The organism is Subtercola boreus, assembly GCF_003399635.1.
Classification (GTDB): domain Bacteria; phylum Actinomycetota; class Actinomycetes; order Actinomycetales; family Microbacteriaceae; genus Subtercola; species Subtercola boreus_B.
Window position 1 is genome coordinate 1 of the sequence record NZ_NBXB01000003.1, and the last position, 11,746, is coordinate 11,746.

The 11,746-nt window shown below is 69.0% G+C and carries 9 protein-coding genes; 4 read left to right on the top strand and 5 right to left on the bottom strand.

Annotated features, from left to right (window positions below; genetic code table 11):
- The first annotated feature begins 1,060 nt into the window (after nt 1–1,060).
- Complete coding sequence (locus B7R22_RS00740) at nt 1,061–1,354, top strand: hypothetical protein (RefSeq protein ID WP_116409925.1); 294 nt, start codon at nt 1,061–1,063, stop codon at nt 1,352–1,354.
- A 47-nt stretch (nt 1,355–1,401) separates the two neighbouring features.
- On the opposite strand, the gene B7R22_RS00745 is transcribed toward B7R22_RS00740, so the two are convergent.
- From B7R22_RS00745 to B7R22_RS00760, 4 genes are read right to left on the bottom strand one after another with little or no spacing between them, the layout of a single operon-like run.
- The gene (locus B7R22_RS00745; RefSeq protein ID WP_116409926.1) at nt 1,402–2,181 is read right to left on the bottom strand and encodes an isocitrate lyase/PEP mutase family protein; all 780 of its coding nucleotides are present in this window, start codon (nt 2,179–2,181) and stop codon (nt 1,402–1,404) included.
- 33 nt (nt 2,182–2,214) lie between these two features.
- Nucleotides 2,215–3,159 (bottom strand): oxygen-dependent tRNA uridine(34) hydroxylase TrhO, encoded by a 945-nt coding sequence (gene trhO / locus B7R22_RS00750; RefSeq protein ID WP_116409927.1) that lies wholly within the window; start codon nt 3,157–3,159, stop codon nt 2,215–2,217.
- A 51-nt stretch (nt 3,160–3,210) separates the two neighbouring features.
- Nucleotides 3,211–4,224, bottom strand: coding sequence for a magnesium and cobalt transport protein CorA (locus B7R22_RS00755; protein ID WP_116409928.1), 1,014 nt, complete (start codon nt 4,222–4,224; stop codon nt 3,211–3,213).
- Between the two features lie 58 nt (nt 4,225–4,282).
- Complete coding sequence (locus tag B7R22_RS00760) at nt 4,283–6,046, bottom strand: phytoene desaturase family protein (protein WP_116409929.1); 1,764 nt, start codon at nt 6,044–6,046, stop codon at nt 4,283–4,285.
- 208 nt (nt 6,047–6,254) lie between these two features.
- On the opposite strand from B7R22_RS00760, the gene B7R22_RS00765 reads away from it, so the two are divergent.
- From B7R22_RS00765 to B7R22_RS00775, 3 genes are all read left to right on the top strand, one after another.
- Nucleotides 6,255–7,370: a 3-deoxy-7-phosphoheptulonate synthase gene (locus B7R22_RS00765; protein ID WP_116409930.1), complete on the top strand. Its 1,116-nt coding sequence runs from the start codon at nt 6,255–6,257 to the stop codon at nt 7,368–7,370.
- A 131-nt stretch (nt 7,371–7,501) separates the two neighbouring features.
- The gene (locus B7R22_RS00770) at nt 7,502–8,470 is read left to right on the top strand and encodes a DNA-3-methyladenine glycosylase family protein (protein ID WP_116409931.1); all 969 of its coding nucleotides are present in this window, start codon (nt 7,502–7,504) and stop codon (nt 8,468–8,470) included.
- A 47-nt stretch (nt 8,471–8,517) separates the two neighbouring features.
- On the top strand, nt 8,518–11,601 hold the full coding sequence (locus B7R22_RS00775) for a proline dehydrogenase family protein (protein ID WP_116409932.1): 3,084 nt from the start codon (nt 8,518–8,520) through the stop codon (nt 11,599–11,601).
- Here B7R22_RS00775 and B7R22_RS00780 read toward each other — a convergent pair.
- Nucleotides 11,577–11,746, bottom strand: a 170-nt coding sequence (locus B7R22_RS00780) for an IS3 family transposase (protein WP_216363343.1), incomplete at its 5' end; no start/stop codon positions are given. The two genes, B7R22_RS00775 and B7R22_RS00780, sit on opposite strands and share 25 nt — an antisense overlap.

Below are 11,746 nucleotides of genomic sequence, written 5' to 3' on the forward strand. Positions count from 1 at the left end.
AGCCATCGTGTGGTGTCCTTTGCGTGAGAGTTTTAGTCGGTTCTCACTGACCATCACACGGTGGCTTCTCACGTCGACGATGCAACGCTCAAGAACCCGAAACCCCACCACTCACAGGGACGTCACCCAGCCTGCTGTCGGCACTTGCAGCAATGTCCATTTGGGCTGTGGCGCGTGATGAGAGCGGAATGGCAGACCGGATCTCGGTTCGGAAAGGCTGGACCGGCAAAGCCGGCCAGCGCGTTAATGCTTATTGCAAGCTCGTTGGTCATTGTCTTCCGAGACGGAGGGGACGACGGGTCGCATGGCGTCGTCATCATCGCTGTTCTGGTGGTTGTTGGGCTGGCAATTTCCTTCGGAGTCTTGACGGCCATGCGGGCAGTTTCGCAGATCCGTGGCTGCCGCTATCAGCGCTCACATCCGGAGGCGGTGGTCATGGGATGCCGTCTGGCGGACGAGACCAAACGCTCACTCGCCCTCATCTCGGAGTCGCAGCTTGTGCGGTACGAGAGTCACTTCCTGACGCTTGTTGCCAACGATGACGGTCTCCGAATTGTTGATGGGCACGCTCCGACGCAAGAAATTCTCCATATTTGCTGGTCGCAGGTGGTGGGCTCCCTCCAGCCCTCATGGATCAGCGAGCAGACCACGACTTCGAACGGAGTATTGCTGCCCATCAGGCTGCCGACTCATACGGAGGTGCTCCGGATCGTCCTCCTTAGTTCCGGTTTTCCCGGGATCGTTCCCCCAAGCGCAAAGAAGACAGAAGAGCTGGTTCGACACTTGAATGCGCGACGTGACGTGGTTTGGCGGCCCCCCTCACCCGATAAGGGGAATGTTCGGAGGAGACGTTGATCGATCACGGCCTGCGCATGGGCGAATTGATTCTCGCGATGGTGCTCCGCAGGCTGATCCTCTGGATACTTGTGCCGCTCGAGGCGCTCGGCTCGGGGGCGGGCTTGCCAGCGTCTGGCGCGATCGATGAAAGCGGTGAGGCCGTCAGGGCACTGCAGACTCCCGCCGCCCAGGCCGGCAGATGTGGACAACGGAGGAGGCTTTCGTGATTGACGCCAAAGTGAAGTTTCCGGGCGCGCTGGTCCTCGTGCTCATCCGCACCTTCGGGCTGTGGGTCTACGTTCCGCTCGGGTTCGTGGGGTGGCTTGTGACGTTCCCGTGGCTGGTGAGGATCGACGCGACGATTGGGGAGTATTTTGGGTGGCTCGACATCAACTTCTGCACCTTGCTCCTGAAGACAGTTCTGAGACCATTCGTCGAGGGCGCCGTGCCGAAGTTGCTGTCCGTGAGGATGATCCCCGAGGTAGAGCACCGCATCGGGCTACTCGACGCCTACTGACGAGGGGAGGCGCCGAGCAGCCGCGCCGCGGCTCGGCTCGGCTCGCCTCAGTTCAGGGGGCGGGTTCCGCCCGGCAGCTCGCCGTTCGCATAGAGGCTGATGGCGAGGTCGGCCAGAGCCGTGAGGGCGACGCGCTGGGTCCAGGGGCCGTAGGAGATGCGCGCGACACCGAGCTTCTCGAGGGTGGCGGGGGCGAGGGAGCCGGGCACGTTGATGACGCTGACGCGCTGCTGGCCGAGGCCCTCGACGAGGCGCTCGACGGTGGTGAGGTCGAGTCTGCCGGGCACGAAGACGCAGGCGGCGCCGGCATCGAGGAAGGCGCGGCCACGCGCGATGGCGTCGGCGACGACCTCGTCGTGGGGGCGGTCGCCGGCTTTGACGAAGGCGTCGGTGCGGGCGTTCAGCACGAAGTTCACGTTCTCAGAGGCAGCGGCAGCAACGGCGGCCGACACTGCGGCGACGGCTTTGTCGAACGGCTTCATCTGGTCTTCGAGGTTGGCGCCGACGATGCCGACCCCGATCGCCTTGCGGACGGTCTCGCCGGGGTCGCCGTAGCCGGCCTCGAGGTCTGCGCTGACGGGCAGCGAGGTCGAGGCGGCGATGCGGCCGACCATGTCGATCATCAGCTCGACGGGGATGTTCTCGCCGTCGTCGTAGCCGTAGAGCGCGGCGATGCTGTGGCTGGCGGTAGCCAGCGCCGTGGTCTCGGGGATGTCGGCGATGGCGCGGGCACTGATCACATCCCACACGTTCACCACCGTCAGGATCTCGGGGGAGGTGTGCAGATGGAGCAGTTCGTCGGCTTTGGACTGAAGGGAGATGGTCATGACTTCAGCCTAGATCGGCCGGGCACAACAGGCTCAGGGGGTTGCGGCACCTGTGTGGAACTCGCAGAAAACGGAAGCTGTGGACGAGCAGTCGGCGCACACCACGAGCTGCGTGCGGCACGCCGGGTCGAGACAGTTCTGCATCCGGCTGGTGGATGCTCCACAGCGGGGACACGAGCCGATCGGCCGGGCATCCGGTGTGAAATCGACCGACATTCGGTCGTCGAACACATACAGCGAGCCCTTCCAGAGCCCAGAGTCGCCGTATGTCTCGCCGTAGCGCACGATGCCGCCGTCGAGTTGGTACACGTTCGAGAATCCGCGCGACACCATCAACGACGAGAGCACTTCGCAGCGGATCCCGCCCGTGCAGTACGTCACCACGGGCTTGTCTTTGAGGTGGTCGTAGACGCCGCTGTCGAGTTCCGCGACGAAGTCACGGGTGTTGGCCACAGCGGGTACGACCGCGCCCTCGAACCGGCCGATCTCTGCCTCGAACGAGTTGCGCCCGTCGAAGAACACCACGTCGTCGCCGGCCTCGCGCTGCTGGTCGACGAGGGTGTGCAGCTCGGGCGGCGACAGCCGGGTTCCCCCGCCGACGACACCCCGATCGTCCACCCGCAGCTCGCCGGGGGCGCCGAAGCTGACGATCTCGTCACGCACCTTCACGCTCAGCCGGGGGAAGTCGCGGGAGAAACCGTGCGGCGCGGAAGACGTCGCGGATGCTGAATCTAGCCCTGTCCCCTCACTCCACTTCACGTCGACGCCCTTGAACGCGGGGTACTCGCGGGTCTTCCGCAGGTACTTCTTCACCGCATCGAGCTCGCCCCCGAGCGTCGCGTTGATGCCCTGCGCCGACAGCAGGATGCGGCCCCGGAGCCCCAGACTCTCGCAGAGGTCACGCTGCCAGAGCCGCAGCGCATCAGGATCGGCCAGCGGCGCGAACACGTAGAACAGGATGATCTTCGAAACGGCCACGCCCCGATTTTACGGTCTTCGGATGCCCGGGGCGTGGCCGGGCATCCGGAATCAGAGCCAGCCGCGCTTCTTGAACGCGAAGTACAGCGCCACGCCCGACCCGAGCATGAGCGCGAGCGCGAACGGGTAGCCGAGGGGCCATTGCAGCTCGGGCATGTTCGCGAAGTTCATCCCGTAGATCGCCGCCACCAGGGTGGGTGCGAACAGAACCGCGGCCCAGGACGAGATCTTCTTCACCTGCTCGCCCTGCGCGAGGCTCGTCTCCGTCATGCGCGTCATCTCGTCGTTCTGGCGTTCCGCAATCAGTGTGGAATGCACGGTCAGTGCGTTCTCGAGGAGCGATCGGAAGGAATCCGTGCGATCGGTGATGCGCGTCGCATGGTCGGCCACGTCGCGATAGTGCCGTTTGATCTCGAGTTCGGACTCGCCCTCGAGCCCGTCGACGATCCGGGCGAGCATGTCGACGAGTGGCCGGGTCGCCCGCTGGAAAGAGATCACCTCGCGCAGCAGGTCGTAGATGCGTTTCGACACGGCGCGGTCGCCGTTGAAGAGTTGGTCCTCGATCTCGTCGATGTCGTTCTCGAGACCCGCCAGAACGGGCGCGTATTCGTCGACGACCAGGTCGAGGATGCCGTAGACAATGGTGTGAGGACCCTCAGCGAGCAGCTGCGGGCGCTCCTCGAGCCGCTTCCGCACTGCGGCGATCTCGGGAAAGTCGGAGTGGTTCACCGACACGACGAAGTCCTGCCCCATGAAGATGTGCACTTCGCCGAACTTCACTTTCTCGACGTCGTCGAGGTAGTGGGCGGGCCGCAGCACGAGGAAGAGCGTCTCCCCGTAGCGCTCGAGTTTCGCGCGTTGGTGCCCGGTGAGGGCATCCTCCACGGCGAGGTGGTGGAGGCCCAGCTCGTCGGCGACGGCCTGCAGTTCCGTCTTGTCGGGGTGGCTCAGGTCGATCCAGGCGACCCCGTGGTGGTCCCGCATCACCTCGAAGGTCTCGTCGAGGGTCTTCGGTTCGATGACCCGGCGGCCGTCGACGTAGACCGCGTTGTCTGTGATGGTCACTGGATGCCCGTCTCCTGGTCGTTCGTGTGGCTGAGGTGTGCGGTGGCACGCCCGTCTCTCATTCTGCGCCGGGAAGCTGCATGCCGCGCGCTTCGAGCACAGCCATGGCGGCGCTGTGCCCGCCGAGCCCGCTCACCGCGCCTCCCCGCCGGGAACCCGAACCGCAGAGCAGGATGTTCTCAAGCGCCGTCGCAACACCCCACCGCTCGGCGGGCGTGTCGAGTGGTTCGTCGTCGTCGGCCCAGGGCCAGGAGAGCGGGCCGTGGAAGATGTTGCCCCCGGGCATCCTGAGGGCGTGCTCCAGATCGAGCGTGGTCCTCGTCTCGATACACGGTTCGCCCGCGGCATCCAGCGCCAGGCAGCTCTCGATCGGTTCGGCGAGCACGCTGTTCAGCGAGGCGAGCACGGCCGCCTGGACGTCGGCGCGGAAGGCATCGTTCGTGGCCTCGGTGACCAGCCGGTGCGGAACATGCAGCGCGAACACCGTGAGGGTCTGGGCCCCTGATGCCTGCAATTCGGCAGACAGGATGCTCGGATCGGTGAGCGAATGGCAGTAGATCTCGGCGGGGAGCGGATCGGGTAGAGCGCCGCCGGCCGCCGCGCGATGGGCGTCGTCGAGCTGTCGGTACCCCTCGTTGATGTGGAAGGTTCCGCCGAATGCCGCCTCGGGGGTGACGGTCTCGTCGCGGGGCCGCGGCAGCCGCGTCAGCAGCAGGTTCACCTTGGCCTGGGCGCCCTCCGGCGCCTCGCGCACGGTCTCGGCCCCGGTCGAAGGGCCGCAAAAGGTTCCAACGGACGGGGATTCGAGCAGTTCGGGTCCCTTCGATGGCTCGGCGCCCGCGGCGAGCAGAGCAGCGAGCACGGCGGGCGCGACGTTCGCGAGCACGGTCCCCGCGCGCAGCGTGGTGGCGGCGGGGGTGGAGGAGGGGGCGAGGGTGGTGGTGGAGGCCGCAGCGCGGTACGTCACCACGCCGCCGGGCGTGAGCGCGGTGACCTCGGCGTTCGTCACGACGGTGGCTCCGGCATCCAGAGCCGCCTTCAGCAGCGCCGCCGAGACCGCGCCCATCCCGCCGACCGGAACATCCCAGTCACCGGTTCCGCCGCCGATGAGGTGGTAGAGGAAGCAGATGTTCTGGGCGAGATCCGCGTCGTGGGCCCGGGCGAAGGTGCCGATCAGCGCGTCGGTCAGCATCACCCCGCGCACGGTGTCGTTCTGGACGTGCGCTTCGATGATCTCGCCGATCGGGCGTTCGACCATGGCGTTCCAGACGTGCGGCAGGCCGGCAGCCACGGCCGCGGTGCGGAGCTCCGAACGGCGCCGGAGCGGCTGGGTCAGGGTGGGCCAGAGCTGACGCGCGAGCGAGGCGCAGTGTTCATAGAATTCGGCGAAGAGGGCGGCATCGGCGCCTGCCCCGATGGAGGCGAACGAGGCGGCCGTGGCCGCGGCATCCCCGGTGTCGACGAGCAGGCCACGATCGGAGCCGGGCACGGGGGTGTACGACGAGAATCGGCGCCTGACCAGCGTGATGTCGAGCCCGAGCTCGTCGATGATCTGCGGGGGGAGCAGGCTCACGAGGTACGAGTACCGGGAGAGGCGGGCATCCATTCCCTCGAACGGCGACGCCGAGACCGCCGCGCCACCGACGTCGGGCAGGCGTTCGAGCACGGTGACGGAGAGGCCCGCGCGGGCGAGGTAGGCCGCCGCGACGAGCCCGTTGTGCCCGCCGCCGACGATGGCGATGTCGACGGACTCACCGAGGGCATCGGCGGCATCGTCGCTGTCAGTGCCGACGGCGTCGTCGGCGAGTGGATGATCGGTCATCCCTGAAGCATACGGATCCGCCCATCACGCGCTAGGGTGTTGCCATGCACAGTCGTTGGTATGCGTATTTCGAGTTGGCTCTGGGAGGGCCGACGCTGTAATCGCGCACACCACCTTCCAGAGCCAACGGGCAGAGACAACGGTCTCTGCCTTTCGCCATTAATGGCGGGTTGGCTCAGGAAGCTGCTCGCCGGAACGGAACCGTTTCATGAGCACCACCGAAGACCTGCGCGTCACCCGCTTCGCACCGCTGCCGACACCCCAGGAGCTCCGGAGCGAGCTGCCGCTCTCGCCCGCGCAGTCCGACCTCGTGTCGAGCTCCCGGGCGGAGATCGAGGCGATCCTCCGCGGCGACGATCCGCGCCTGCTGCTTGTCGTCGGGCCCTGTTCGGTGCACGATCCGGATGCCGCACTCGAATACGCGCGCCGGCTCGCCCCGCTCGCCGCCTCACTCGCGGACTCCGTGCTCATCGTCATGCGGGTGTACTTCGAGAAGCCCCGGTCGACGGGCGGATGGAAGGGGCTCATCAACGATCCGTACCTGGATGGAACGCACCGGGTGGCCGATGGACTCCGCATAGCGCGGTTGCTGCTGCGCGACATCCTCGACCTCGGGCTGCCCGTGGGATGCGAGTTCCTCGAGCCGACGAGCCCGCAGTACATCGCCGATGCGGTCAGCTGGGGTGCGATCGGGGCGCGCACGACGGAGAGCCAGATCCACCGCCAGCTCGCTTCGGGGCTCTCGATGCCGGTCGGGTTCAAGAACGCGACCGACGGGGATGTGCAGGTGGCGGTCGATGGGTGCGTTTCGTCGGCGCAGCCGCACGTCTTCTTCGGGATCGACGAGCTCGGGATGGCTGCGGCCGTCGAGACGACCGGCAACACGGCGGGTCACGTGATCCTCCGCGGCGGACGCGGCGGGCCCAACTCGTCGTCGGCGTCTGTTGCAGCGGCGACCTCGCTGCTCAGACGGGCCGGTCTGCCTCCCCGCGTGATCGTGGACGCCAGCCATGCCAACAGCGGCAAGGACCACGTGCGCCAGGTCTCGGTCGTGCGGGAGCTCGCCGCCCAGGTGGTGGCGGGTGATGCGATCTCGGGGATCATGATGGAGAGCTTCCTGGTCGGCGGCGCGCAGAAGCTCGATGCGGCAGCGGGTGCCGCGGGTGCCGGTGCGGGCACGCTCGTCTTCGGCCAGAGCGTCACCGACGCGTGCATCGACTGGGACACGACGGCCGTGCTGCTGCGGGAGCTCGCCGCCGCGGCATCCGCCCGCGCCGCCGCTCGGTCCTCCGCCCGCGCCTCCGCTTCGGCCGTCGCCGTCTGATCGAGGGGGCAGTTCGGGCCCTGAGGTTGCGGTTGCAGGGCCCGAACTGCCCTTTCGATCGAGGGACGGCGGCGCGAGGCGGGGGCAGCGGGGTCGCGAGTGTCGGCGGGGCGAACTAGGGTGGCGGCAGGATGGATGCCCTGCTCGCCGATCCGCGGCCCCTCACGACGACGTACTCGCCCGCGCGCCCGGTGAACCTCCGCCAGACGGTCGGTCCGTTGCTGCGGGGTGTGCACGAGCCGACGATGCGCCTCACTCCGAACGGGTTCTGGCGCGCCATCCGCACGCCTGAGGGAACCGCGACACTGCACGCAGAAGCCCGCGCGGGTGGCCGGGTGGAGGCGACCGCCTGGGGCGCGGGTGCCGGGTGGGCTCTGGATGCTCTTCCCGGCCTCCTGGGCGACGGCGACGACTGGAGCGGGTTCGACCTGGCACGCATCCCGCCGCTGGCCGAGGTGCGGAGGCAGCATCCGGGCCTCTGGCTCACCTCGACGGCTCTCGTGTTCGAGTCGCTGGTGCCGACTATCCTGGAGCAGAAGGTCACGACGATCGAGGCCCGTCGGGCGTGGCGGTACCTCGTCGCGAAGTACGGCGAGATCCCGCCCGGGCCCGCACCCGAGGGAATGCGGGTGCAGCCGAGCCCGCGGCAGTGGCGGCTCGTGCCGTCGTGGGAGTGGCACCGGGCGGGGGTGGGACCGAACCGGTCCCGGGCCGTGCTGGCGGCGGCCGCGGGCGCGGCGGGGCTCGACCGGCTCGCGCACCCCGGGGCGCCCGCCGGCCCGGGTGATGCCCGAGCGCCGGGGTACGACGGCGTGCTCGAGAAACTCCAGACCGTGCACGGCATCGGCCCGTGGACGGCCGCCGAGACGAGCCAACGCTCCCACGGGCATCCTGATGCCGTGAGCGTCGGCGACTTCCACCTGGCTGCACATGTGGGCTGGGTGCTCATCGGCAAACCCGTCGACGACGAGGGGATGCTCGAGCTGCTGGAGCCGTGGCGCGGACACCGCCAGCGCCTGGTTCGCCTGATCCTCGCGAGCGGTGTGCCGAAGCCGAAGTTCGGGCCGCGTGCCACGATCCAGGATCACCGCTGGCACTGAGGTGTGTCCCCCGATCGTCGTCGGCCGCACGGCGTTATTGTCGGAGCATGGTCGACCAGAAGTCCGATGATCGTGTGGCCGATGCGGCTCCGGATGCCGCGGACGACGACGTAGCGCGCGCGGAGCACGCCGGGCCGACAGCCGTCGGCGAACCGGGCGATCTTGGCGACCCGGGCGACCGGGGCGTCCTTGCGGGCCTCGGTGCGGCGGCCGTGGTGCTGGTGCGCACCTGGCTGCACGAGGACGCGCCGAGCGCTGGCGCGGCTGCGAATGAGGCGACCGGCGGGGCGCCCGACTCGGCCGGCAGGGGCGCCGACTCGGCTGGCAGACGCCCAGACTCCGCGGCCGCCCGGCTCGCCGGTCTGCTCCGCGAACCCGACGGTCTCGCCTTCGCCATCGAGTTCGTCGACGGTGTCGTCCGCCCCGAGGACAATACTGTCGCCGCAGGGAACCTCGAACGCCTCAGCTCTCGGGTTCCCGAGTCGCTTCCGGCGCGCCTGCGGTCAGCCATCCGCGTGGGAAGCACGGTCGGCGAGGCGCTGCCGTGGGCTGTCGTTCCCGCGTCGACGCGCGTGCTGCGCCGGATGGTCGCGCCCGTCATCGCCGACGCGACCCCGTCGAAGCTGGGCGAGACGATCGCGCGTCTCACCGCCGACGGTTCACACGTGAACCTCGCCCCGGTGGGTGAGCCGGTGCTCGGCGAGGCGGGTGCCGCCCGGCGCCGGGCCGCGGTGCGGGACTTTCTCGCGCGCGATGACATCGACCACGTGCTGCTGGCCCTGCCCTCGATCGCCGACGGTCTCACGCTCTGGGATTTCGACGAGACGGTCGAGCGGGTGGCTGAGGTTCTCGTACCGCTGTACGAACAGGCCCTGCCGAAGGAAGACTCCCGCACGGAGGCGGCGTTCCTCACCCTCGACTTCGAGGAGTCCCACCACCTCGAGTTGGCGGTCGCGGCGTTGCAGAGCATCCTCTCCCGTCCGCAGTTCCACGGGCTCGAGGCTGGGATCACGCTCCCGGCCGGCCTGCCCGGCGCGCTCCCGGCACTGGATCGACTGCAGCAGTGGGCGAGCGCGCGAGTCGAGGCGGGCGGAGCGCGCATCACGGTTCGGGTGGTGCAGACGCATCCGAGCTCCCGGAGCGCCGCCGCTGCTGACCTCGAGCGTCTGCTCGACCGGGCGCTGACCGCACAGGGTTCGGATGCGGTGCGGATCGTCATCGCGCGCTGCGGCCTGTTCGAGACCGCCTTCGCGTGGCTGCTCGCCGAACGACAGGGGGTGGCCGACCGGCTCGCTGTCGAGCTGGAGTCCGGCACATCCTCGAGGCTTGTCGCGGCGGTTCGCGAGAGCGTCGGTGGCGTGCTGCTGCACACTCCGGTCGTGCACCCACGCGAGTTCGCGGCTGCGACCGACTACCTCATCGGCCGACTCGGCGAGGCCGCCCGCGACGGGAATCTGCTGGCGTCGGCATTCGATCCCGCTGTCGACCAGCAGGTGTTCGTCAGGGAGCGCGACAGGTTCCTCGCCGCGCTGAACGGCGTGGGGCAGGCGGGTTCTCGGGAGGATTCTGAGGGTGTCGCCGACCCCGCCCACCCCGCCCACCCCGATGGCTCTCTCCCGGCCGATCGTGAGCGGGCCCGCCGCATCCTGGATCGGGCAGCGCGCTCCCGACTCGGCAGCGCGACCGACGCAGCGGCCCGGATCGTCGCCCCCTCCACGCTCGACGCACTGCTCGAACGAGCTGCGGCGGCAGGTGCGCTCTGGGGATCGCGGCCCGCCCACGAGCGGGCAGTCACGCTCCGACGTGCGGCGGAGGCGCTCGACGCCAACCGCGACCTGCTCATCGAAGTGATGGTGAGCGAGACCGGCACGATTTTCCGGGATGCCGACTCCGACGTGCGCGCAGCCGTGGAACTCGCCGCCCACAGCGCCGTTCTGGCCGAGGAGCTCGGCGAAGTGGACGGTGCCCGATTCGTTCCGCCTGCACTCATCGTGGTCGCGCCCTCGTGGAGCCACCCCGTCTCCGATCCGGCCGGCGGTGTGTTCGCGGCGCTGGGGGCAGGTGCGGCCGTGGTGCTGAAGCCGGCGGCGGAGGCGGGCCGGTCATCCGCGCTCCTCTGCGAGGTGCTGTGGGAGGCGGGAGTTCCGCGCGAGGTGCTGCTCCTGGTGGAGCTCGGCGTGCCGGAGTATCCCGTCGCCGGGCCGCCGGCCGACCCCGCCCAGACGGCCGACCCCGCCCAGACGGCCGACCCCGCCCGGCCGGCCGGCCCCGCCCAGCCGGAGCGCCCCGCCCAGCCGGCCGACCCCGCCCAGCCGGCCGGCCCCGGGCATCCAGACACCACCGCCCTCCACCGCCAGCTCTTCACCGACCCGCGCGTCGACCGCGTGCTCCTCACCGGTTCGTTCGAGGCCGCGGAACAGCTCCGGTCGTGGCGCCCCGACCTGCCACTGATCGCCTCGACGGGCGGTCGCAATTCCCTCATCGTCACCCCGAGCGCCGACGTCGATCTGGCCGTGTCCGACGTCGTGGCCAGCGCGTTCGCGCATTCCGGCCAGCACCCCCGGGCGGCGCACCTCGTCATTCTCGTCGGGTCGGTCGCGAAGTCGGCACGGTTCACCCGCCAGCTTGTCGATGCCGTGGCGTCGCTGAGGGTGGGGGAGGCGACGGCTCTTGCGAGCGGGATGGGTCCGATCATCCGCTCCGCCGACGGTGCCCTGTTGGATGCACTGACGACGCTGGGCGACGACGAGCGCTGGCTCGTCGAACCTCAGAGACTCGACGAGGCGGGCCTGCTGTGGTCGCCCGGACTGCGGGCGGGCGTGACGGCCGCCTCCGCATTTCCTCATGCCGAACGGGCAGGGCCCGTGCTCGGCGTGACGCACGTAGCGACCCTCGAGGAGGCCATCGCGCTGCAGAACAGCACAGGCTACGGGTTGGCTGCGGGCATCCACTCCCTGGATTCTGCCGAAGTCGAGCGCTGGCTCGACACCGTCGACGCCGGGAGTCTCTCGGTCAACCGTCCGCTCACCGAGAGCGTCGAGGACCGGTGGCCCGCACAGGGCTGGGGTCTGCCCAGAGTTTGGTTGTCACTGGGGGTTGATGGTTTTCAGGCCGCGTTTGCGGTTGTGTAAATTGTCTCAAACTCGACGGGGGTGAGTTTGCCGAGGCCCCGTTGGCGGCGTCGGCGGTTGTATTTCGTTTCGATCCACACCACGATCGCGAGGCGGAGTTCCTCGCGAGTGTTCCAGCGCCGGGTGTTCAGAACGTTCTTTTGAA

Coding starts and splice junctions, on each gene's coding strand:
- B7R22_RS00760 (WP_116409929.1), bottom strand. CDS start 6,046: ATGACCGATCATCCACTCGCCGACGACGCCGTCGGCACTGACAGCGAC.
- B7R22_RS00745 (WP_116409926.1), bottom strand. CDS start 2,181: ATGACCATCTCCCTTCAGTCCAAAGCCGACGAACTGCTCCATCTGCAC.
- B7R22_RS00765 (WP_116409930.1), top strand. CDS start 6,255: ATGAGCACCACCGAAGACCTGCGCGTCACCCGCTTCGCACCGCTGCCG.
- B7R22_RS00770 (WP_116409931.1), top strand. CDS start 7,502: ATGGATGCCCTGCTCGCCGATCCGCGGCCCCTCACGACGACGTACTCG.
- B7R22_RS00775 (WP_116409932.1), top strand. CDS start 8,518: ATGGTCGACCAGAAGTCCGATGATCGTGTGGCCGATGCGGCTCCGGAT.